Annotated in this window: 20 protein-coding genes and 1 pseudogene; 14 read left to right on the top strand and 7 right to left on the bottom strand. The window is 63.7% G+C overall.

Going from position 1 to position 22,907, the window contains the following annotated elements; genetic code table 11:
- Positions 1 to 149 precede the first annotated feature (149 nt).
- The 4 genes from EOD29_RS10920 to EOD29_RS10905 are packed head-to-tail and all read left to right on the top strand — an operon-like array spanning position 150 to position 4,134.
- Positions 150 to 986, top strand: coding sequence for an ABC transporter permease (locus tag EOD29_RS10920; protein ID WP_245322367.1), 837 nt, complete (start codon positions 150 to 152; stop codon positions 984 to 986).
- 13 nt (positions 987 to 999) lie between these two features.
- Positions 1,000 to 1,842 carry an ABC transporter permease gene (locus EOD29_RS10915; RefSeq protein WP_082953755.1) on the top strand — a complete coding sequence of 281 codons (843 nt, stop codon included), beginning with the start codon at positions 1,000 to 1,002 and terminating at the stop codon, positions 1,840 to 1,842.
- A complete protein-coding gene (locus EOD29_RS10910) occupies positions 1,839 to 2,981 on the top strand; it encodes an extracellular solute-binding protein (protein WP_066993114.1) in 1,143 nt (380 codons plus the stop codon). The genes EOD29_RS10915 and EOD29_RS10910 overlap by 4 nt, the downstream gene beginning before the upstream one ends.
- On the top strand, positions 2,974 to 4,134 hold the full coding sequence (locus EOD29_RS10905; protein WP_127246724.1) for an ABC transporter ATP-binding protein: 1,161 nt from the start codon (positions 2,974 to 2,976) through the stop codon (positions 4,132 to 4,134). The genes EOD29_RS10910 and EOD29_RS10905 overlap by 8 nt, the downstream gene beginning before the upstream one ends.
- Before the next feature lie 37 nt (positions 4,135 to 4,171).
- On the opposite strand, the gene EOD29_RS10900 is transcribed toward EOD29_RS10905, so the two are convergent.
- Complete coding sequence (locus EOD29_RS10900) at positions 4,172 to 5,152, bottom strand: GlxA family transcriptional regulator (RefSeq protein ID WP_127246723.1); 981 nt, start codon at positions 5,150 to 5,152, stop codon at positions 4,172 to 4,174.
- A gap of 205 nt (positions 5,153 to 5,357) precedes the next feature.
- Between EOD29_RS10900 and EOD29_RS10895 the strand changes: the two genes are divergently transcribed.
- The 9 genes and pseudogenes from EOD29_RS10895 to EOD29_RS10855 form a co-directional block, all read left to right on the top strand.
- A complete protein-coding gene (locus tag EOD29_RS10895) occupies positions 5,358 to 6,044 on the top strand; it encodes a GntR family transcriptional regulator (RefSeq protein WP_067321755.1) in 687 nt (228 codons plus the stop codon).
- A 341-nt stretch (positions 6,045 to 6,385) separates the two neighbouring features.
- A complete protein-coding gene (locus tag EOD29_RS10890; RefSeq protein WP_127246722.1) occupies positions 6,386 to 7,306 on the top strand; it encodes a dihydrodipicolinate synthase family protein in 921 nt (306 codons plus the stop codon).
- A complete protein-coding gene (locus EOD29_RS10885) occupies positions 7,291 to 8,808 on the top strand; it encodes an aldehyde dehydrogenase (protein WP_127246721.1) in 1,518 nt (505 codons plus the stop codon). Before EOD29_RS10890 ends, EOD29_RS10885 begins: the two co-directional genes overlap by 16 nt.
- A complete protein-coding gene (locus EOD29_RS10880) occupies positions 8,805 to 10,136 on the top strand; it encodes an FAD-binding oxidoreductase (RefSeq protein WP_127246720.1) in 1,332 nt (443 codons plus the stop codon). Before EOD29_RS10885 ends, EOD29_RS10880 begins: the two co-directional genes overlap by 4 nt.
- Before the next feature lie 83 nt (positions 10,137 to 10,219).
- Entirely contained in the window at positions 10,220 to 11,071 is an 852-nt protein-coding gene (locus EOD29_RS10875) for a glycine betaine ABC transporter substrate-binding protein (RefSeq protein WP_127246719.1), read from the top strand.
- A gap of 77 nt (positions 11,072 to 11,148) precedes the next feature.
- Positions 11,149 to 12,240, top strand: a complete 1,092-nt coding sequence (locus EOD29_RS10870; RefSeq protein ID WP_127246718.1) for a glycine betaine/L-proline ABC transporter ATP-binding protein — start codon at positions 11,149 to 11,151, stop codon at positions 12,238 to 12,240.
- Positions 12,241 to 12,255: 15 nt separating this feature from the next.
- The gene (locus tag EOD29_RS10865) at positions 12,256 to 13,104 is read left to right on the top strand and encodes an ABC transporter permease subunit (RefSeq protein ID WP_127240199.1); all 849 of its coding nucleotides are present in this window, start codon (positions 12,256 to 12,258) and stop codon (positions 13,102 to 13,104) included.
- On the top strand, positions 13,101 to 13,961 hold the full coding sequence (locus tag EOD29_RS10860) for an ABC transporter permease subunit (protein ID WP_127246717.1): 861 nt from the start codon (positions 13,101 to 13,103) through the stop codon (positions 13,959 to 13,961). Before EOD29_RS10865 ends, EOD29_RS10860 begins: the two co-directional genes overlap by 4 nt.
- A pseudogene (locus EOD29_RS10855) lies at positions 13,960 to 14,556 on the top strand (proline racemase family protein); the annotation flags it as partial. The gene EOD29_RS10860 and the pseudogene EOD29_RS10855, both read left to right, overlap by 2 nt.
- A gap of 362 nt (positions 14,557 to 14,918) precedes the next feature.
- On the opposite strand, the gene EOD29_RS10850 reads toward EOD29_RS10855, so the two are convergent.
- The 5 genes from EOD29_RS10850 to EOD29_RS10830 form a co-directional block, all read right to left on the bottom strand.
- Positions 14,919 to 15,872, bottom strand: coding sequence for an EamA family transporter (locus EOD29_RS10850; RefSeq protein WP_067321784.1), 954 nt, complete (start codon positions 15,870 to 15,872; stop codon positions 14,919 to 14,921).
- A gap of 137 nt (positions 15,873 to 16,009) precedes the next feature.
- Complete coding sequence (locus tag EOD29_RS10845) at positions 16,010 to 16,579, bottom strand: EF-hand domain-containing protein (RefSeq protein WP_245322378.1); 570 nt, start codon at positions 16,577 to 16,579, stop codon at positions 16,010 to 16,012.
- 135 nt (positions 16,580 to 16,714) lie between these two features.
- Complete coding sequence (locus tag EOD29_RS10840; RefSeq protein WP_127246716.1) at positions 16,715 to 17,866, bottom strand: FAD-binding oxidoreductase; 1,152 nt, start codon at positions 17,864 to 17,866, stop codon at positions 16,715 to 16,717.
- 24 nt (positions 17,867 to 17,890) lie between these two features.
- Entirely contained in the window at positions 17,891 to 19,210 is a 1,320-nt protein-coding gene (locus tag EOD29_RS10835) for an aspartate aminotransferase family protein (RefSeq protein WP_127246715.1), read from the bottom strand.
- A gap of 88 nt (positions 19,211 to 19,298) precedes the next feature.
- Positions 19,299 to 20,789: a winged helix-turn-helix domain-containing protein gene (locus EOD29_RS10830; RefSeq protein WP_164750424.1), complete on the bottom strand. Its 1,491-nt coding sequence runs from the start codon at positions 20,787 to 20,789 to the stop codon at positions 19,299 to 19,301.
- Between the two features lie 175 nt (positions 20,790 to 20,964).
- Between EOD29_RS10830 and EOD29_RS10825 the strand changes: the two genes are divergently transcribed.
- Positions 20,965 to 21,681: a class I SAM-dependent methyltransferase gene (locus EOD29_RS10825; RefSeq protein WP_127215219.1), complete on the top strand. Its 717-nt coding sequence runs from the start codon at positions 20,965 to 20,967 to the stop codon at positions 21,679 to 21,681.
- A 177-nt stretch (positions 21,682 to 21,858) separates the two neighbouring features.
- Here the strand turns inward: EOD29_RS10825 and EOD29_RS10820 are convergent, their stop codons facing one another.
- On the bottom strand, positions 21,859 to 22,764 hold the full coding sequence (locus EOD29_RS10820; RefSeq protein ID WP_127246714.1) for an alpha/beta hydrolase: 906 nt from the start codon (positions 22,762 to 22,764) through the stop codon (positions 21,859 to 21,861).
- Positions 22,765 to 22,907: the final 143 nt, after the last annotated feature.

Here is a 22,907-nt window from a genome sequence, read left to right as displayed (position 1 = left end):
GAGGCTCTCTGGCTCAATCGCCGCCTGTAGACATCGCGCTCCCAATCACCCAATCTGAGCTGCGGGAACAGAAGCGCTTCAAAGAAAGCGCGGACCTTCGGGTGCGCATGAAAAATCGATGGACCTTGTATGATCCACGGCTGGCCTGGATGCTTATCGCGCCGGTGCTGCTGCTCTTGATCTTCTTCCTGGTGCTGCCGATCGCCGTGATGTCGGTCTACACCTTCTTCACCTTCGTCACCGCCGGCGTGGAAACCAGCGCGCTGACAACCGCGAACTGGCACGAATTCCTCACCGACAGCTACTATCACGGCTTTCTGTTGAAGACGCTGCGGGTCGGCGCCATCACCGCGCTGCTCTGCGGCGTGCTCGGCTATTTTCCGGCCTATTTCATCTGGGCGACGAGCTTCAGGCACAAGTGGCTGCTGCTTCTCCTGCTCATCGTGCCGTTCTGGATCAGCTTCACCATCCGCACCTTTTCCTGGATCAACATTCTCGGCGAACAGGGCGTCATCAACGTGGCGCTCATAAAGTTGGGCATTGTCAGCGAGCCGCTGCCGATGCTCTACACCGAGGGCGCGGTGATCATGGGGCTGCTGCATTTCCTGCTGCCCTACATGATCCTCAACGTCTATGTCAGCCTGGAAAGCATCGACCGCACGCTGATTGCGGCAGCCCGCTCGATGGGCTGCACCAGTGCGCAGGCGTTTCGCGAGGTGACGCTGCCGCTTTCGTTGCCCGGCCTCGCGGCCGGCCTGCTGCTCTGCTTCGTGCTTGCCGCCGGCAGCTATGTGACGCCGCAGCTTCTGGGCTCGGGCCGCGACGCGCTGTTCGGCAATCTGATCTACGACACCATCATGAGCGAGCTGAACTGGCCGATGGGCGCCACGCTTTCGATCGTGCTGTTCGTCGTGCTCGGTTTCTTCGCCGCCATCTACACCCGCTACATGGGCATGTCGCAGATCGTCAAAGGCCTTGGAGGATGAGGGGATTGGGCGGATGAAGCCTGCACGCCGGAAAGAGGAAGGCAGATGGGCCTGGCGGCTGACTGGCTTCGTCACGCTCTGCGTCTACATCTTCATGTTCGCGCCGATTGCGGCGACCGTCATCCTGTCGTTCAACGCCTCGATGTTCGGCGGCTTCCCGATGACCGGCTTTTCGCTGCAATGGTACGGCAAGCTGATGGCCAATGAGGCGGTGCTGGCCGCGTTCCGAACGTCGCTGTGGATCGCCCTGGTCACTGCGGCCGCCACCACGGCGATCGGCGTCGTAACCTCGTTCGCGCTGGTGCGTTTCGAGTTCCCCGGCAAGCAGACGCTGAGCACGCTGGTGATCCTGCCGGCGCTGGTGCCCGAAACCATTCTGGGCGTCGGCCTCCTGGTGCTGATCAAGGCGGTCGACCAGCCGCGAACGTTGCTCCTCCTGGTGCTCGGCCATATTCTGCTCGCCGTGCCCTATGTGGTGCTGATCACCCAGGCGCGCATGGTGGGCATCCGGCGCGTCTATGAGGAGGCCGCGCTTTCGCTCGGCGCCTCGCGCTTCTCGTCCTTCCGCGAGATCACGCTGCCGCTGCTCATCCCGGCGGTCGTTGCCGGCGCGCTGCTCGCCTTCACCATCTCGTTCGACAACACCTCGGCCAGCCTGTTCTGGCGGCCGGCCGGCGTCGAGACCATGCCTACCCAAATCCTTTCGATGCTGAAGATTTCGATCAGCCCGGAGATCAATGCACTGGGCACGGTCATGATCCTGGTGACCGTCGGCATCCCGCTGATCGGCGGCATTCTCATGCAAAGCCTGACAAAATTGAGAAGACGAGGCGAACCAAAGGAGGAAGCAAAATGAAACTATCCACCACCAAACGGCTGGAACGGCTGCATGACCGCTACGTGAACGGCGATTTGAGCCGCCGCACCTTTCTGAGCCTGACCGCCGCCGCCGCGGCCTCGGCGGGCCTCTCCATGCCGTGGATGAGCCGCGCGCTCGCCGCGGTCGAGCAGGTGCGCTTCGACGGCTGGGGCGGAACCGTGCAGGAGGCGATCGACAAATACGCCTTCCAGCCCTACACAGCCAAGACCAAGATCAAGGTGGTCCAGGGCACGTTCGGCGACGAGAACGAGATCATCACCAAGATCAAGACGGCGAAGCCAGGCGACTTCCAGATCGTGCATTCGTCCGGCGTCAACTACTACATCAAATACGTCAATGCCGGCATGAACTCGGAGATCAACGAGGCCAACATTCCCAACATGGCGAATGTGCTGCAGCCGATGATCGAGCCGTTCCGCAAGCTGACGCCAAAGCTCTCGGCGGTGCCCTACGACTACGGCACCACCGGCATCGCCTACAACACCAAGGTGATCTCGCCCGAGGAGGCGAAGGAAAAGGGTGCCGGCCTGCTGCTCGACAAGAAATACGCCGGCAAGGTCGGCGGCTATGCCGACATGACCACCCGCGTCTGGTACGCGGCTTTGGCCACCGGACAGGATCCCAACAACATCAAGGACATGGATACGATCTGGGCCAAGGTGCGCGAGACGCGCGACCTCGCCAAGAAATTCTGGAGCTCCGGCGCGGAACTGATGGACCTGTTGTCCAAGGGCGAGATCGTGGTGACGGACGCCTGGTCGGGCCGCGTCGCCGCCCTGCAGGATCAGGGCCATCCGATCGGCTATCTCGATCCGGCGGGCTCCTATGCCTGGATGGAGGACATGCTGATCCTGAAAGGCTCGCCGATGACCGAATGCGAAGAGCTGATCAACTTCATGCTCGATCCGGCGACCTCGATCGCGGTGGCCGAGGGCCAGAGCTACCCGCCGTCGCTCGACCCGACCAAGGTGAAGCTAACCGAGAAGATCGAGAAGCTGCCGGCTTTCGACAAGACCGGCTCGATGAAGGCGCTGACCTTCGCCGATCCGGTCTACTGGGCGACCAACGAGGACGCCTGGACCAAGCAGTGGGACAGGATCGCGAAAGGTGCCTGACAGAAGCCAAGCGTCACTCAGCCCCCGGCCGGTCTCGGCCGGGGCACCCGGCACAGCTCCCAACATGAGTGCGGAGCAGCCGGCGGTCGAGTTCCGCGACATCGACATCGCCTATGGCAAGTTCGTCGCTGTGCGCGACTTCTCGCTGTCGATCCGCAAGGGCAGTTTTGTCACCCTGCTTGGGCCGTCGGGCTGCGGCAAGACTACGATCCTGCGCTCCATCGCCGGGCTGGTCGACATTTCGGGCGGCCAGATCATGATCGATGGGCGGCGGGTCGACGACGTGCCGATCTACAAGCGCAACATCGGCCTGGTGTTCCAGAGCTACGCGCTGTTCCCGCACAAGAGCGTGTTCGACAATGTCGCCTTCGGCCTGAAGTATCGCAACGTGCCGAAGCCCGAGATCGCGCGCAGGGTCGGCCAGGCGCTCGACATGGTGCGGCTGCCGGGCAGCGAGAAGAAGCTGCCCTCGCAATTGTCGGGCGGGCAGCAGCAGCGCATCGCGCTGGCGCGGGCCATCGTCTTCGAACCGCAGGTGCTGCTGCTCGACGAGCCACTGTCGGCGCTCGACGCCAACATGCGCGAGGAGATGCGCGTCGAGATCAAGAAGATCCAGAAGGCAACCGGCATCACCGCCATCTTCGTCACCCACGACCAGGAAGAAGCGCTCTCCATGTCGGACCGCATCGTGGTGATGAACGCCGGCTCGGTCGAGCAGATCGGCACGCCGGAAGAGGTCTATGAGCGGCCCGCCACCGCCTTCGTCGCCGATTTCCTCGGCAAGGCCAACATGCTTGCCGGCACTGTCAGCAGATCCGACGGGCAGATAGCGGTGACGCTTGCCGCCGGCCGGACCGTCCACGTAACGTCGCCTCGGCCGCTGGCGCCGGGCAGCAAGGTCACCGTGGTGGTCCGGCCGCAGAAACTGTCGGTCGGTCCTGCAGCCGGCGCCAACCGGCTCTCCGGCCGCGTCGTCTCGACCTCCTATCTCGGCGGCAGCGCCATTTACGAGATCGACTTCGGCGGCAAGACGAGCATCCGGGCCAACGCGCCGATCAACGGCCGCATCGTCCGGGAGGGCGAGATCATCGAGGTCGGGTTCGATCCGAGCGGCTGTGTTTTGCTGGACGAGAACGGGCAGCGGATTTCGTAAGGCACCAAGGCCCTCGTCCGCATCGGGCTTCAGGAATTCACTGCTTCGCCGCTTGAGCAGCCAAGCGGCCTGGATGCCTGCGGTTGGTCGGCGTGATGCCGGTGTGCTGGCGGAATACCCGGCTGAAGTGCCCGGCATTTTCGAAGCCGCACCTGTAGGCGATGTCGCCTATCTGCAGGTCGCTGCCTTCCAGCAGCGACTTGGCGTAGTGAACCCGGAGCGCCAGGTACGCGGCCATCGGGCTTGTGCCCAGCTCGGTCGCGAAAAGACGCTCGAGCTGGCGCCGGGAGCAATTCAACCGGCTTGCGATCTCGGTGACCGATATCTTTTCCTGCAGGCTGCTTTCCATCAGCAGCAAGGCCCGTTTCACCGCACGGCTCGACGCTTCGGGAAACAGATCGCCGACGGGCTGCACGTCCCGGATGTTGCGGATGCGATCGAGCACGAGGATCTTGGCGGCCTTTTCCGCCGCCTTCTGACCGATGAATTGCGACACGAAATAACCGGCAAGGTCTGCCGCGCCGGTGCCGCCGGCGCATGTCGCGCGGCCGCGGTCGACGGAATAGAGGCTGTCGGCATGCGCATTCACATCGGGGAATTCGGCGCGAAAATCCTTGATGTGGAACCAGCTGACGGCGGCACTGTAGCCGTCCAGCAAGCCATAGCGGGCCAGCACGAAGCTTCCCGTGCACAGCGCGGTTATCGGCACGCCCTTGTCGGCGGCCCGCAGAAGGAAGGCCTCCTTTTCAGCGCTGAGATTGCGGTTGGTGTCGAGCAGACCTCCAACCACGACGACGTTGTCGAAATCCTCCGGATTGCCGATCGCCTTGGTCGGCAGCAATTCGACGCCGCAGCTCGCCCGGATCGGCAGGCCGCGCTCGCCGACGATCTGCCAGTCGAACTCCACCCTGCGGCTGCGATCGCCCTCATCGCCGGCGAGCCGCAGCGTGTCGATGAAAAGCGACAGCGGCGACAAAGTGAAATCGCGCACCAGGAGAAACGCAAACTTCTTGGCCATGCTTTGCGGGACCTGTCCCTTGCGTTATCCGAGGCTCATTCAGACAAGATCGCCGTCCGGGCTGTCATTTGAGGCGAGCCAGCCGATCCATCTCGTCATATATTGTGTACCAAGAAAATACAATCCGTTGACTCACTTGCAAGCGCATGCGACTCTTCCAACTGCCAGGTATGTCGATTGGCAAGGACGATTCCGAAGGTGCGCCATGAAGGGAAGCAAGGGCAGTCTCTATGACGATCTGAAGCGTCGCATCCTGACAATGGAACTCGATCCTGACGAGGATTTGGACGAGGTGGCGCTGAGCGAGCGCTATGGCCTGTCGCGGACCCCGGTCAGGGAAATCTTCCGGCGGCTGGAGGGCGAAGGTTACATCGAGATCCGCGCGAACCGGGGCGCCAGGGTCGTACCGATGAACCATTCGACCCTTCGGCAATTCTTCCTGGTCGCCCCCATGGTCTACGCCGCCATCGGCCGGCTGGCCGTGCAGAATTTCAAGCCTTCGCAGATGGTAGACCTGAAGGACACGCAGGAGCGTTTCCGCGCCGCCAGCAAGTCGGGTGACGCGCTTTCCATGGTGGTCGAGAACAACAGGTTTCACGAGATCATCGGCGAGATGTCTGCGAACGCCTATCTTCAGCCCAGCCTCGGCAGGCTGCTGATCGACCACGCCCGCATCGGCCATACCTTCTTCCGCCCACGCAATGACGACATGCGCAAGCGGCTGCAGACGGCGGTCGAACATCATGACGGCTTCATCTCGGCCATCGGCGCGCATGACGAGGATGCCGTCGTCGACCTGGTGTTCGAGCACTGGGAACTGTCGCGCGAGAACATGGAAATGTTCATCGCGCCGCAGGGAATGAAGGCGGACGCGCTGGTCGGCGATAACTGACGGCCGCTTAGGAAAGCGACTGCGGCCGGGATAGGAAGAACGCCTGCTGCTGGGCCCGGTGCCGGCAGCGAAACTGCGGCGACGCCACCGAATACCTGCTCCATATCCGCAAATGCGCGACGGGCGCGCTCCCCAGAATTGTACTCGTGCCATATTTTTTATGTGTACGTAAATTATACAATCTGTTGACTCTCGGATGCTGACGTGCAATCTTGCGCGTTATCAAACGCGATCAACCGGTTTCGAGCGCTGCGAATCCCCGCTTGGGAATTCGCGGATGGCCTCCGTTTTGCCGAATGACGCATTGGTCGAAACGGCCACTCCATCGATGGAGAAATGTCTTGAAGTTTGAGGGCATCTACACGCCGGCGGTGACGCCGATCGGTCCGGACGGTCAGATCGATAACGCGGCCTTCGCCGACGTTCTCGAGTCGCTCATCGAAGCCAAGGTGCACGGCATCATCGTTGGTGGATCGACCGGTGAATATTATGCCCAAAGCGCCCAGGAGCGCTTCGAGCTCGGTGCCTATGCCAAGCAGGTGATCGGCACCCGCCTTCCGCTGGTCATCGGCACAGGCGCTACCAGGACCGAAGATTCGGTCGAATACGCCAAGGGGGCGAAGGAGATCGGCGCCGACGCGATCCTCGTCTCGTCGCCGCCATATGCCTTGCCGACGGAGCGCGAGAATGCGGTTCATGCGCTCACCGTCGACCGCGCGGCCAACCTCCCGATCATGCTCTACAACTATCCGGCCCGCATGGGCGTGATGATGGGCGAGGAGTATTTCTCCCGCGTCGGCAAATCCCGCAACGTCGTCGCCATCAAGGAAAGCTCCGGCGAAATGGGCAATTTGCACCGGCTTGCCCGCAAGTTCCCGCACATCTCGCTTTCCTGCGGCTGGGACGACCAGGCGCTGGAATTCTTCGCCTGGGGCGCCAGGAGCTGGGTCTGCGCCGGCTCGAACTTCCTGCCGCGCGAGCACGTCGCGCTCTACGAGGCCTGCGTGCTCGAAAAGAACTTCGACAAGGGCCGCGCCATCATGAGCGCGATGCTGCCGCTGATGGACTTTCTCGAATGCGGCAAGTTCGTCCAGTCGATCAAGCATGGATGCGAGCTGGTCGGCCTGAAGGCAGGCGGCGTGCGCGCTCCGCTGCGGCCTCTCAATTCGGAAGAAAAGCGATCCCTCCAGACTGTCGTCGCCACGCTGAAGCGGACGGTCGCCCAGATCACGTCGGGAGCAAACCAATGCATGAGCCTTTGACCGCCGCCGAATACAAGGCGCTCGCCGCCGAGATTCAATTCCCGACCAATGCCTTCATCGACGGAGCCTTCCGTCCGGCGAATTCCGGCAAGACCTTCAGGACGACCAATCCGGCGACCGGCGAGGTGCTTGCCGTCATCGCGGCCTGCGATGCCAGCGATGTCGACTTCGCCGTGGCCAAGGCCAGGGAGGCCTTCGACGACGGCCGCTGGCAGCATCTCGCGCCTGGCGAGCGCAAGACCGTCCTGCTCAAATTCGCCAAGCTTCTGGAGCGCAACCGCCACGAACTCGCGGTCATGGAGAGCCTCGACAGCGGCAAGCCGATCCGCGAATGCCAGACCGTCGATGTGCCGGACACGATCCATACCATCCGCTGGCATGCCGAGCTGATCGACAAGCTCTACGACAACACCGCGCCCGTTGGTTCGAAGGCGCTGACCATGGTCGTGCGCGAACCGGTCGGCGTCGTCGGCTGCGTCCTGCCGTGGAACTTTCCGCTGCTGATGCTGGCCTGGAAGATCGGCCCGGCGCTTGCGGCCGGGTGCTCGGTCATCGTCAAGCCTGCCCAGGAGACGACGCTGACCACGCTGCGTGTCGCGGAGCTCGCCCATGAGGCCGGCATTCCGGCCGGCGTCTTCAATGTCGTGCCGGGGGGCGGCAAGGAGGTCGGCGAACCGATCGGAATGCATATGGGCGTCGACATGGTGGCCTTCACCGGATCGACGCCGACCGGCCGCCGTTTCCTGCGCTACGCGGCCGACTCCAACCTCAAGCGCGTCGTGCTGGAATGCGGCGGCAAGAACCCGGCCGTGGTTCTCGACGACGCCGAAGACCTCGATCTCGTCGCCGAACAGGTGGTCAACGGCGCGTTCTGGAACATGGGCGAGAACTGCTCGGCCACCTCGCGGCTCATCGTCGACGCCAAGATCAAGGACGAGCTGCTGCAGCGTATCGGCGCCTACATGCGCGAATGGAAGACCGGCGATCCGCTCGACCCTGAAAACCGCATCGGCGCGCTGGTCAGCAAGACCCATTTCGAGAAGGTGAAATCCTTCCTCGGCGACGTTAAGACCGAAAAGCTCTCGGTCGCCCATGGCGGCGCCACGCATAAGAGCGCCTATATCGAGCCGACCGTCGTCGACGGTGTCACCCCTGCGAGCCGCCTCTTCCAGGAGGAAATTTTCGGGCCGATCCTGTCGGTGACGACGTTCAACTCGCTGGGCGAGGCGATCGCGCTCGCCAACGACACGAATTACGGCCTGACCGCGTCCGTCTACACGGGGAGCCTGCGCAAGGCGATCAAGCTCTCCCGCGAGATCCGCGCCGGCGTCGTCACCGTCAACTGCTTCGGCGAAGGCGACGCGACGACACCGTTCGGCGGCTACAAGGAATCCGGCTTCGGCGGGCGCGACAAGTCGGTCTTCGCGCATGACAATTACTGCGAACTGAAGACGGTCTGGATCGACGTCTCCGACCGTTCGGTCGATGAGACCGTCCGGTGAGCGATCTCGTCGTCAAGCGGCTTCCGGCTGAATCCGGAATCTCTGGCTGGGAGGCGATCAGCAGACGCTGCTTCCCCGTCCGCACGCTCGGCGGCGACATCAAGGCCGACTGGCTGATCATCGGCGGCGGCTTCGCCGGCCTCTCCGCCGCCCGGCGGCTCGCAAAGCTTCGGCCGGGCGACAGGATCGTCCTGCTGGAAGCCGGAGAGGTCGCCAAAGGTCCCGCCGGCCGGAATTCCGGCTATATGATCGACACCCCGCACAATTTGTCGTCGGGCGAATATTCCGTCGCCGGTGAGGCCGAAACAAAGGCGGAGATCGCCGAGAATCGCTTCGCGATCGCTTTCGCCGCCGAGGCGGCCGCGGAATACGCAATGTCCGCGCGCACCTTCGATCCCTCGGGCAAGATCAATGCCGCGGCGACCGAACGCGGCATGACACTCAATGCCAATTACGGCCGCTCGCTCAAGACGATCGGCGAAGAGCATCGATTCCTCGACGCGAGCGACATGCGGGAAATCACCGGGTCGTCCTACTATCTCGGCGGCCTCTACACGCCCGGCGCCGTGATGATCCAGCCTGCCGACTATATCCGGGGGCTCGCGGCGGGGCTCGCACCGAAGGTCGACATCTTCGAGCACTCGCCGGTGCTCAAGCTCACCCGGGCCGGAAGAGCCTGGAAGGCGGTGTCGCGCACCGGAAGCGTCACCGCGCCGAAAGTCATCCTCGGCGTCAACGGCCATATCGACGATTTCGGTTACTTCCGCGGCCGCCTGATGCACATCTTCACCTATGCATCGATGACCGCCCCATTCACCGCGAAGTCGACGGGCAAGGACCGGTGGGCCTTGCTGCCTGCCGATCCGATGGGCGCCACGGTCCGGAAGATAGCCAGCGACGGGCTCTCGCGGATCGTGATCCGGACCCGGTTCACCTATGACTGGCCCGTTCGGGTCAGCGAGAAGCGCCTGGCCGGCATCGCCGCCGAGCAGCGGACGTCACTCGATGCCAGGTTTCCGGACCTCAAGGATGTGCCGTTCGAATATGTCTGGGCCGGACGGCTCTGCCTCAGCCGCAACCACGTGCCGGCCTTCGGCGAGATCGATGACGGGCTTTATTCGGCGTGCTGCGAGAACGGCCTTGGGACCGTCAAAAGCACGCTCGCGGGCGTCATGGCCGCGGATCTCGCGACCGGCACCCGGTCGAGCATGCTCGACAAATATGCGGATCAACCGCAACCCGCGCGGCTTCCTCCCGAGCCGTTCGCGTGGATGGGCATCAACACTGTGATCCGTTTGCAGGAATTGCGTGCTGGCCGCGAGGGATGAGCTCTCGCCGCGCAATGTGAAGACCGAGCAGACCGCGAAGTCTTCGAACGGGAATGGAAACGATAACTAAGGAGTGAGGAAACATGAAGACGTTGTGGAAAGCGCTCTGCGCTGCCGCGATGGTCGGGATGACCATGCTGTCCGCTCAGGCGGAAGAAAAGACAATCACCGTTGGCACGATGTCGTGGGAGGATCTCACCCCCATCACAGGCATCACCAAGAAGGTGCTTGAGGACGCCGGCTACACCGTCAAGGTGGTCGATTTTTCCGAATGGGGCATCGCCTACGCCGCATTGACCAAGGGCGACATTCAACTGCTCGCCTCGCAGACGGACTATGTCGCGCAGGAGTACTGGGACAAGAACAAGAAGCGCCTCGAGAAGATCTCTCCGGTTTCGCACGGCCTCTACCAGGCGATCGCCGTGCCGAACTACGTGACCATCGATTCGACCGAGCAGCTCAACGACAACGCCGACAAGTTCGGCGGCAAGATCGTCGGCATCGAGCCGGGTTCGGGCCTGATGCGCGATGCCGCCAATGCGGTCAAGGAATACGGCCTGAAGCTCCAGCTGGTCGAAGGCAGCACCGCCGCGATGACCGCCGCGCTGAAGTCGGCCGTCGACCGCAAGGAATGGATCGCCGTCACCATCTGGGAGCCGTCCTGGATGATGCAGAAGTATCCCGTGAAATTCCTCAAGGATCCGAAGGGCATCTTCCCGCCGCCGCAGAGCTACTACTGGATTGCCAAGAAGGGCTTCTCGGCCGACCATCCGCATGCCCGCGAGGTCATCGCCTCGGTCTATGTGCCGCTCGCTGATATTACCGCCATCAACGGCGCGGTCAGCGACGGCAAGAAGATGGATGAAGCCGTCAAGGCCTGGACCGACGCTCACGCCGATCTCCTGAAGCGCTGGGAAAACATCAAGGGCGAGTAATCACACCAACGGCGGGCCGCCGAACCGGCTGCCCGCCTCCAAACACGATAGCCATTTGGTGGCCCATGGGGAAGGCAATGAACATGACCGTGAATGCCCCCAACGAAGTGTTGGTCGACTGCAAATCCGTGTGGAAGGTGTTCGGGAGCCGCGCCTCGGCCGCGGTCAAGGCGATCTCCGAGCGCGGGCTCTCCAAAAAGCAGGTGCTGCAGGAGTTCAACTGCGTGGTCGGTGTTGCCGACGCTAGCCTCCAGGTCCGCCGCGGCGAGATCTTCTGCATCATGGGCCTCTCGGGAAGCGGCAAGTCGACGCTGATCCGTCTGCTTAATCGCCTGATCGAGCCGAGCCTCGGCAAGATCACGGTCAAGGGAAAGGAGATCGCCAAACTCAATGCCTCCGAGCTGCGCGACATGCGCGCCCGCAATATCGGCATGGTGTTCCAAAGCGTGGCGCTCCTGCCGCACCGCACGGTTCTGGAAAACGCCGGCTTCGGCCTCGAGGTGCGCGGCGTCGCCAAGGAAGAACGCAACAAGATCGCCCGTGCTGCCCTCGGAAAGGTCGGGCTCGCCGATTGGACATCGCGCTATCCCTCGGAGCTTTCCGGCGGCATGCAGCAGCGCGTGGGCCTCGCCCGAGCCTTGGCGGCAGACCCGGAAATCATCCTCATGGACGAGCCTTTCAGCGCGCTCGACCCGCTCATCCGCCGTCAGTTGCAGGACGAGTTCCGGCAACTGACGAAGTCGCTCGGCAAGTCGGCGGTCTTCATCACGCATGATCTCGAGGAAGCCATCCGCATCGGCGACCGTATTGCTATCATGAAGGACGGCGTCATCGTCCAGGTCGGGACGGCTGAAGACATCGTGACAAAACCCGCAGACGATTACGTCTCCGATTTCGTGGCGGGCATTTCCAGGATTCACCTGGTCAAGGCGCACTCCGTGATGACGCCAGTGGGCGAATACAAGAGTGCGCAACCGCATAGCGACGTGAACGCCCTGCCCCAAACGTCGCCCGAGGCCGACATCGGCGCGCTCATCGACCTCACGACCCAGTCCGATCGCGATGCGGTCGCGGTGGTCGAGGGCGAAACGGTCGTCGGCGTCGTCACCATCCGCGGCCTGCTGCGCGGTGTCGCCGGCAAGCCTGCGGGGGAACTCGTGGCGGCATAGCTCGGGAGGAGCACTATGGACATCTCGACCATCACCGACACGTTCGACAGTTGGACCGACACGGCTCTCGGCTGGATCAGCGACAATGGCGACTGGCTGTTCGAAACGCTGAGGGCCGGGCTTGAAGGAACCTATGACGGCGTCCTCTGGCTGCTGCAGCTCGCACCGTTCTACCTGATCGCGATGGTCGCGGCGCTGCTCGCGTGGCGACTGATCAATGCCCTCGCCGGCGTTCTCGCCGGGCTTGCCCTGGTCTTCTGCGCGGTCATGGGGCTCTGGGCCGAGACCATGAGCACGCTCGCCCTGGTGATTACCGCCACCATATTGGCGCTGCTCTTCGGCATTCCGATCGGCATCGTGGCGGGTTTCGGCAGGGCGTTCGACCGTTTCCTCGAGCCGATACTCGACCTGATCCAGACGCTGCCACCCTACATCTATCTTCTTCCGGCGATCGCGCTGCTGGGTTACGGACCGGCGACCGCGCTCGTGGCCACTTTCATCGTCGCGATGCCTCCTGCCATCCGGCTCACTGCGCTGGGCATCCGAATGACGCCGCGCGAATTCGTGGAGCTGGGACACGCGACCGGCCTGACCCCTTGGCAGATGTTCGTCAAGATCAGGCTCCCCTTCGCCATCCCGAGCGTCATGGCGGGGATCAACCAGAGCCTGATGATGGCCTTCGGCATGGTCGTCATCGCCGGCATCGTCGGTTCGGGCGGTCTCGGCGAGACAATCTATTCGGCCGTGCGCACGCTCGACATTGCAACCTCTATCAACGCCGCCATCGCCATCGTCATACTGACCATGGTGCTCGACAGGCTCACGCAAAGCGCGGCCAGCCGCGCCAAGGGAGGCGCAAGATGAATTTCGATCTGCTCCGCTTTTCGCCGGGGGGTTATCTTGCCCCCGCGGTGGATTGGCTGAACACCAACTTCCATCCGTTTTTCGACGCCGTGGCCAAACTGATCGAGGCGGTGCTCAGCGGCATCGAAGTCGCCCTGCTCTACCCGCCCGCCTATGTGACGATCGTCTTGGCCGTTGCTCTGGCCTTCTTTCTCGTCGGCACCAGGGTTGCCGTCGTGACGGTCGTTGCGCTTCTCTTCTGCCTGCTGGCCGGCTTCTGGGCCGCGTCGATGCAGACGCTGGCGCTGGTGACGGTGGCGGTGATCATCTCGGTGTCGATCGCGTTCCCGCTCGGCATCCTGGCATCGCGCTCCAAGAATTTCGAGGCCGCGATCCGGCCGGTGCTGGACATCATGCAGACGGTACCGCCTTGGGTCTATCTCATCCCAGCCGTCATGATCTTCAGCCTCGGCCGCGTGCCGGCGATCATCGCGACGATCGTCTACGGCATACCGCCGATGCTGCGCCTGACGACGCTCGCCTTCAACCAGGTGCCGAAGGATCTTCTGGAGCTTGGCCAGGCCACCGGGGCTTCGCCGCGATCGATCCTGTTTAAGATAGAAATCCCCTCCGCCACGCCGACCCTGCTGGTCGGCCTCAACCAGTGCATTCTGCTCTCACTGGCTATGGTCGTGCTGGCCGGCCTCGTCGGAGCGGGCGGCCTCGGCGCGGAGGTGACGCGGGGATTGACCCGCATGGAGATGGGGCTCGGCCTGCGGGCCGGCCTGTCGATCGTGGCGATCGCCATCTTCCTCGACCGGCTGTCGAGGGGCGCGCTGGAGCGCAGCCGGGCACCCGGTGCGGCCAAGCCTGCCTGACTCCGTGCGGATGTTCAATGTCGCCAGTTATCTGCATGCGGCCGATGTCGGCGTCCATGTTCCAGGGCTCGGCCGGCTCGTGGTCGACATCGCCTATGGCGGCAATTTCTACGCGGTGGTCGAGCCGCAGGAAAACTGGCAGGGTCTGGAGGGCATGTCGGCCAGCGACATCGTCGACCTCAGCCGGCGTCTGCGCGACGCGTTGGCGACTGTCTGCAATCCGGCCCACCCCGAGGACGAGAGAATAAGCGGCGTCCACCACGCCATCTGGTGCGACAAGCCCTTGGGCAGCGATGCCGACGGCCGCGGTGCGGTCTTCTACGGCGACAAGGCGATCGACCGTTCGCCGGGCGGCACGGGAACGTCGGCGCGCATGGCGCAACTTCGCGGCAAGGGCCGCCTGAAAGTCGGCGACAGCTTCCGCCAGGAAAGCCTGATCGGCACTGTCTTCGAGGGCCGTGTCGAGGCGGAGGTTGACGTTGGCCCTTTCAAAGGCATTCGGCCAAGCGTCGGCGGATGGGCGCAAATTATCGGCCACAATACGATCTTCGTGGACGACCGCGATCCGTTGGCCCACGGATTCCAGATCAGGTAGGCGCTTGCTTCGCTGCCTTGTCGTGGCCTCGGTCGTCCGAATGGCCGAGCATGCGAAGCACACGGCCGATATTTACCTAAGCTGGCCAGTCTGGCCATCGTCCTTAGGGATGCGTTTCAATTGTATTAGCATTAGCGCATATTTCTATCAGCCGGTGCCCTCTTAGCGAAGTCCCCGTACTAGGTCCCCGCCGGTTAGGCCCGGTGGCCCTTGCCTTTCGCCACCAAACCCACAAGGGCTCCGGGCCGCTCCCGTGTCAGGGTGTCGACAGACCGTGTCATTCGAACCCCGAAGGACATCGGGCATGGGAGATCGACCGCGCCGATGCGGTACACGCTTTCCTTGCACTTGCCATCACCGGGCTAGGCGACGCGAGCCGCATGCGGCTTCAACATCGTGGCAAGCACGATGCCGGCGACGATGAAGGCGGCGCCGATGAGATCGTAGTCATGCAGGCTCTCGCCGAGCAGCAGATAGGCGAGGATGGCGACGAACATCGTCTGCAGATAGAGGAGCATGCTCGCCCGGCTGGCGCCGAGCGTCGCCACGCTGCGATTGTAGAGATAGTACATCAGGGCGCCGCCCGGGCCCGCCAGATAGGCGAGCGCGAGCCAGCCATGGGCGTTCAAGGCGGAGCGTTCGTCGTTGACCAGTTCCCACAGATGGAAAGGCAGGGCGACGAGCGCGCCGGCGCCGAGCAGGAGCACCACCAGCGGCAACAGCTCGATGCCGAATTTGGACCGGCGCACCAGCACGGTGTAGAGCGCCCAGCAGAACGCGCTGCCGACGATCCACAATTCGCCCAGGTTGAACTGTAGCTGAAGCAGCGCCGCCAGGTCGCCATGCGCGACGATCACCAGCATGCCGGCGAGCGCAACCACCGCGCCGAGCGCCTGCCAAAGCCCGAGCGGCTCGCCGAGCACGAAACGCGCGAGCACCATCGTCATGACCGGAGACAGCGCCATGATGATGCCGGCCGTGGTCGCGTCGGTGTCGGCGAGGCCGCGGTAGATCATGCCCTGGCAGAGCGTCAGGCCGATCGCTCCGACGGCGGCGATCTCGAGCGGCCGGGATTTGAGAAGCGCGATCATCGCGCCGTGATGGCGATGCACGATCGGCAGCAGGATGGCGCAGGCGAGCGCAAGCCGCCAGAAGCAGAGTCCCCAGGGCGGCATTTCCGGCGCCACCCATTTTGCCGCGATATAGACGCCGGCCGACAGCAGCCAGCACAGCACCGCGGCCGGATAGCCGGAGAGCGAAGGTATCGAGGCGGCGGCGGACTGTTCCGCCGGATGAGCTATCGGCACCGCCTGCATGTCATGCCCCCGTTCAAACAACGTCAGCGCCCAAGGATGGCGGCAATATATCTCAATCCCGGGCCGTCACATATATGCGCTTCCATGGACAGCGGCGGCCAAGATGCCTCGCTCTGGCTGGATGTGCTTCGGAGCCGCTACCGCATGCGCCCGCCACCGGAGCCATGCATGAACGACTGCAGCTCGTCCAGGTCGAGGCTGCCGTCGCCATCCTCGTCGGCGGCGTTGAAGATCCTGCCGACGATATCCTGAACTTCGCCCTGCGACAGTGCGCCGTCGCCGTCGGCATCCACTATCGCGAACATGACCTGCATACGGGCGCGGTGCATCATGCGCGGTCCCATCCGATCAGGTCTGCCAGCCATTCTGTCGCCGTCGCGCCGCGCTTGTCTGTCTTCGCGGTGCCAACGTCCGCCATGCCGGGGTCCCTGTTCAGCCGAACGATCTTCCTGCAGCTTCTCCTGGAGCGCGTCGTCGATCATCTGGCGGATCACCTCGCGCGTCGGACCTGCGGGTTGGGCGTTGGTTTCCGGTGTCGCGGTCGGTCCGGGCTTCTGCGGAATGGGCGTGGGCTCCGGCGCAGCACTTGTCTGGGCAAGGACCGGGAAGCTCATGAAAAGCAAGGCAGCAGCGGCGGCTGTGGTTCTGTACGGAAGTTTCATCGGGTTCTCCCTTGAGCTGTGACTGTCTCTCAAACTGAGATGCACAACCAACCTGCTCTCGATCCGATGGTTCCGCGCGAAGCGCCGACGGCCCAAGAAGTGTTTCGAGCCTGCAGAATGCCGGCGCGCTCCTAGGCGCGTGACACGGACTTCGACATCCCGCCAAGCTCCATCGCTCAATCACCTAAGAGCAATGTTTCGCGCTGCCGACGGCAGCAGGCTCTCGGTGCCGGGCGCGGAAACCGGGGCGCCGTGAAGAACCCAGTCGGCCGCGATCTGCCCGATCACCGGGGCCAGCTGGATGCCGTAGCCGCCGGCGCCGGCGGCGGTCACCAATGTCGGCTCGGAAGCATCGATCGGGCCGACGAAGGGGCGATGGTCGGCGGTCACCGGGTAAAGGCCGGCCCAGCCCCGGCCAAGCCGCGCGCCCGGCAGGTCCGGCAGCCGCTCGAGGAGAAGCTCCGCCAGTCTGACCTTCGATCGTTCGTCGCACTGGTCGTTGTAATTGTCGGGGTCCTCCGGCGCGAGCGAGTCCACCTTGTGGATCTCGGCGATCAGTTCGGTGCTTTTCTCATGGCGGAAATTGAGGCCGCTGCCTTCGCCGTTCACCAGATCCATGACCATCGGCATCGTGTAGCCGAGCGGCTCGTCGAGATGGATGACGACCGCCTCGTGACGCTCGGGCCAAATGTGCAGGCGCTGGCCGAAGAGTTCGGCGACCTGAGGCGCCCAGGCTCCTGCCGCATTGACCACGACATCGCAATCGATCGGATCGCCGCTGGTCTCCAGCGTGTAGCCGCGCGCTCGCCGCCTTACCCCGAGCAGCTTGCGATACTGGTGGATTTCGCCGCCCTGGGTGCGGACCGCCTGCGCCAGGAAAGTGCACATCTCGTGAGGGTCGAGAAAGCCATTGTCGGGCCCGAACAACCCACCCTCCAGCCCCTCCGGATTGATGTGCGGCACGAGTTCCGCGAGTTCGTTCGCACGATAGAGTCGCGAGCGCAGGCCGGCCGCTTCCTGAATTTCCACCGACTTTGCAAACAGCTCCATCTGCTTCTGCGTGCGCGCCAGCCGCAGGTAGCCGATATGGTTGAAGCCAAGCCCCTGGCTCTCCCATTGGCGGAAGCGGCGCAGCGCATGAACGCGAAGCATGATCTCGAACGGATCGGTGAATTGCGACCCGACCACGCCGACCGACCTGCCGCTCGATCCGGAGGCGATCGACTGGCCTTCAAGCACGGTCACGCGCGCGCCCTGTTCGACAAGGTGGAGCGCCGAGCACAAACCCAACGTGCCGGCGCCGATCACCACCACATGAGGAGAAGCTGTCATCCGTGATCCTCCTGTCGGCCTGTCTCAGGACTGGCGAGCGATCTCGCCCAGGGTCTCGTCGATCGCCTGCAGAATGGCGCGGGCGTCCGCCTCGGTCATCGGTGTCGACAGCGCGAACAGGCCATAGCTGGCCGACAAGACGCCGCGGCCAAGCAAGCCCTTGTGGAAGGCATCGAGCTTCCTGCGTTCGGCCTGGCCGGGATAGACGGAGCGGTAATCCGTGACGGGATGCGACGTGAAATGGACCTTGAAGAGCGAGCCCAGGCCGACGCATTGGCCGGCAAGACCATGCTTGCCCAATGAGGCGGCGATGCCGTCGCGCAACAAAGCGCCGAGGCGATCGAGGTGGGCAAAGCTTTCCCTGGTCAGCGCCCGCATCGCGGCCAGCCCGGCGCGCATCGTCACCGGATTGGCGGTGAAGGTGCCGCCATGCGGCAAAGCGGGCTTGCCCTGGGTCGGATCGAACACCGCCATGATGTCGGCCCGGCCGCCGACGGCACCCACGGGAAAGCCTCCGCCGATGATCTTGCCCAGCGCCGTCAGGTCGGGCTCGATGCCCCACAGCCCCTGCGCGCCCGAATAGCCGAGGCGGAAGGAAATCACCTCGTCGAAGATGACCAGGGCACCCGCCGCATGGGCGATCTCGACCATGGCGTGCAGGTAATCCTGCCGCGCCGGAATGAGGCCGGCGCGGTTCGGCATGGGATCGATCAGCACGCCGGCGATGGTATCGCGCTCAGCGGCGAAGACCGCGCGCAGCGCTTCGCTGTCGTTGAACGGCACGGCGATCACATCGTCCAGCACCCCGCGCGGCGTGCCCCTCGCATAGGGCGTGGAATTCGGCATGTCTCCCCAATTGGCGGGAGTGCTGTCGAGGCTGACTTCGGCGAAGTCGTAGGAGCCGTGATAGGCGCCCTCGATCTTGACGATTTTGGGCCGCCCGGTGAAGGCGCGCGCGGCCTTGATGGCCATCATCACCCCCTCGGTCCCGGAGTTGGCGAAGCGGATCCGGTCGACCGAGGGCAAGCGCTCGACCAGCAGCTCGGCAAGCTCGATCTCGCTGACCGTCGGCGCACCGAAGGCCGTGCCGAACGGCAGCTGGTCGATCACCGCGGCGGCCACATCCGGTTGCGTGTAGCCATGGATCATCGAGGTGAAATTGTTGATGCAGTCGTAATAGACGTTGCCGTCCACATCCCAGACCCTGCACCCCTCGCCTCGCGAGGCATAGATCGGAAACGGATCGACAAAGACCGTGGTGCGCGTGTTCCCGCCCGGCATCACCTTCCTGGCACGTTCGAACAGGGTCTTCGACAGGGGCATTGCGTCTGGATAGTGCGGCATGGTTCGATCGTATGGCTTTGTTGGCGCAGTGCGCAATCGGCCAGGCGAGGCCTGCGACGTGACCACCAAGACCCAATTGAAGCCAAAGCTAGGCCAACCCCGCCATGCGAAGTCCGCTGATGTAGAGAGCGCGCTTTTCGGGCCTGACGATGGGGTGGTGCTCGTCGACCCAGGCCACCGAGAGGTTCGGCTGTAGCCGCAGGGCCTCCTTCAAGGCCGCGGCGGCGGTGGCGACATCGCCGGCAAGGGCAGCCGTCGCCGCATAAGTCCGCCAAGCGGTGCCGAAAGCCGGCCGAAGCTGAACGGCCCGGCGCTCCAGATCGGCCGCCACATCGAACCGTCCCGCGGTGAAGTGGCAGATACCCATGGTGGAAAAGATCGCCGCCTGAATGAAATCCCGCGGGCTGAGCCGCGCGGCAATCGCCAGGTGATGCAAGCCATCCTCCGCCATGTCGCCATAGCCATAGGTGGAACCCAGAATGCAGTGCGCGAGCGAGAGCCCAGGATTGCGTTCGATCGCCTCCAGCAATTCGTCTACCGCCGAGCGAAAATTTCGCGACACCATGTGAACATAGCCGGCCGAAAGATGCGCCCAGGGATCGTCCTGATCGCGCACGACCGCCGCTTGTGCCCTCGTCAAGGCGGAGGCCAACAGCTCACGGGGTTTCGGCGTCAGGCCAAGCGCTGCCCGCGCGCCGGTCGTCCAGGCAAGAAGGCTGTTGGCGCGGGCATAGTCGGGATCGATCTCAAGCGCCTTGACGAGCAGACCCTCGGCCATGTCGAGGTCTTTCTCGGATCCCCACGTCCATACATGCGGCATGGCCTTCATCACAAAGCCCCAGGCGTCGAGCCTCTCGGCGGGACGGCTATGCAGGCGCAGACGCTCGGCTTCGTAAAGCTGGGGCTCGATCGAAGCCATAACCTTGTGGGTGATCTGGTCTTGCAACGCCAGGAAATCGCCGCTCTCGACATCGAAGCGTTCCGCCCACACCTGCGTACCCGCGCTGGCATCGCTCAGCGTCGCCGTGATCCTCAGGGCCTGCCCGGACTGGCGCACGCTGCCCTGCAGGACGTAGCGGACTTTCAACTCGCGGCGCAGGCGATCGAGCTCGATGTGCTGCGGGTCATAGGCAAAGGAAGAACTCCGGTCACGCACATGCAGACCTCGCAACCGCGACAGGCCGGTTATGATGTCCTCCGACAGGCCGTCGGCAAAGTAGGACTTTTCGGGATCGTCGCCGATCAGGCGAAAACGGGTCACCGCGATGGACGGCCCTTCGTCCGATTCGGCTGCACCGTTTCGCGTATCGCTTGCGTCAAGCCGCACCTCGCCGGTCAGCCGGTAGCCCACGCGCGCGACCGACAGGATCGAATGCGAGGCGTCGGGTCCCTCGCCCAGGACCTTGCGCAAGGCGGCGATCTGCACCGACAGGTTGCCCTCCTCGACCGCCAGTCCGTTCCAGGCTGCATCGAGCAGTTCGTCCTTACCGACCACGACTCCGGCCGAGCGCAGCAGGCGCTCCAGAAGCAGCATGGCCCGGTAGCCTACCGAAATCGGCACTCCGCGTCGGTAAAGCATTCCCGCTCCCGCATCGAGCAAGAAAGGACCAAAACTGTAGCGCCGCTCCTCCATCAGCTCACGCTAATGCAATGAGGCGTTTTTTGGAAGTTTTCGGAAGTTTTAGCACCTCGGTTCGCTACATTTAGCGGCCCGCATTTCACCTTGATTGCTCCTGACCGAGAGGAGCGATCCCATGACCGCCGCCACCAAGATCGAAGTTGCCGTGCCCCCCTCTGCCCTGTTCCAAGAAATGTGGGGCATCTACCGCAAGGTTCTGGACAACAACTACCTGTTTCACCGTGAAGCTTATGCGGTGCTTCGCCAGTTGCTGCAAAACCAACGCCCTGGTTTCTCTTTCCTGGACCTTGCATGCGGAGACGCCTCGTTCAGTGCGGCTGCCTTGGAGGGCTTGCCCGTCGGTCGCTATGTCGGCATCGACCTGTCGCGGACAGCGCTCGATGAGGCAACCGCCAATGTCGCCGGTCTGTCATGCGCCGCCGAACTGCGGCGCGGGGATTTCGTAGAGTGGCTGACCGCGTCGGAGGAGCCTGTCGATTTCGCCTGGATCGGCCTGTCCTTGCACCATTTACGCTTCGACAAGAAACTCGAGGTCATGCACCAGCTGCGGCGCCTTGTCGGCCCATCCGGGACGCTTCTGGTCTACGAGAACACATGCAAAATGTGGGAGAGCCGGGCCGGCTGGATGAGACGATGGGAACGGCAGCGCAAAGATTTTTCAGCGCTCAGCAGCCTCGAATGGCTGCTGCTCGCCACCCACGTGCATAGCATGGATTACCCTGAGACGGCGTCTTCCTGGCGGAATCTTGGCCGGCGGGCCGGCTTCCGCGAGGTGCGTGAGCACTACAGGAGTCCTTCGAACCTTTTCCGGTTGTTCAGCTTCAAGGCTTAGCGGCTCGCGGCCGACAACTTCGCGTCGACGAGCCGGGCTCGGCGAACTCACACGCGAACCAAAGCTCTACCTGAATGGTCGAAATGCAGGGCGCGAGTGGGCGGGACATCGAGCTGCCAGGCGCGGCATCAAAGCGGTCAGGTCGGGAACATGCCAATCCTGCCTGGCCGCCGGTGGTTACACAAATTCGCGGGCAAACCTGCCCGCGCTCAGAAGCGCGCGCCGCCCGGCGCTCAATTGCGCATTCCAGACCGGCCACGCATGGATCATATGCGGCCAGATTTCGAGGCGTGCCTCGACGTCCGCCATGCCGGCGGCCTCGGCGAGCCGCGTCGCGTCCGACAGCAGCGTCTCGGCGGAACCGACCTGGATCAGCATTGGAGGAAATCCGGTCAGATCGGCAAACAAGGGCGAGATCAGCGGATCGCGCCGGTCCACATCATGCGGAACATAGGCGCCCGCCAATTCCTCCAGATAGGCCCGGTGGATGATGGGGTCGATCCCGTCCTTGGCTGACAATGTCGTGCCGGACATCGAAAGATCCGTCCAGGGCGAGACCAGCCAAAGGCAGCCGGGCAACCGCTCGCCCGCCGCGCGCAACCGGCCGACCAGTGACAGGCTGAGATTGCCGCCGGCACTGTCTCCGCCGACAACGATGCGATCCGGCGCGATTCCTTGCTCGGCGAGGAAGCGCCACGCCGCGAGCGCGTCTTCGTGCTGCGCGGGAAAGGGATGTTCCGGCGCGCGCCGATAGCCGACCGCAAGCGTGCGCATTCTCATTGCCCGGCCGGCCTCTGTCACCATTCGACGATGGCTTTTGATCGAGCCGGAGCAGTAACCGCCACCATGGAAGAAGAGCAGCACCTTGTCCGTGTCGGACCCGGGCGCCAAGGACCACTCGGACGCGAGGTCGTTGAAGGTCACCGCCTCGCATCGGATATCGGCCGCGACCGGCGAGGACGAGCCGACCTCGTCGAGTCGCGCCCGGCGTTCGTCCCAGCCCACCGGCCGCGGCTTCGACGCCAGCAAGGCGCGAATTGCGTTGATTTCCTTTAGATCGAGGTTTTCGCCCGCACCGCTCATTTCTACGCCCCGACCAAGCGCGCCGCGACTAGTAGCGCTTTGAGCTTTGGCAACGGAAATCGTTGGGATAGTCGCTGGATGTGTCAAGCTGCGTCAGCGAATTCACCCATGGACTATTTGAATTGATCGGCATGGCACGGCGC

Origin of the sequence: Mesorhizobium sp. M1A.T.Ca.IN.004.03.1.1 (genome assembly GCF_003997555.1) — a bacterium.
In the GTDB taxonomy this organism is placed as follows: domain Bacteria; phylum Pseudomonadota; class Alphaproteobacteria; order Rhizobiales; family Rhizobiaceae; genus Mesorhizobium.
The sequence above is the reverse complement of the archived record's forward strand: the minus strand, read 5'-3'. Positions and strand labels throughout refer to the sequence as shown.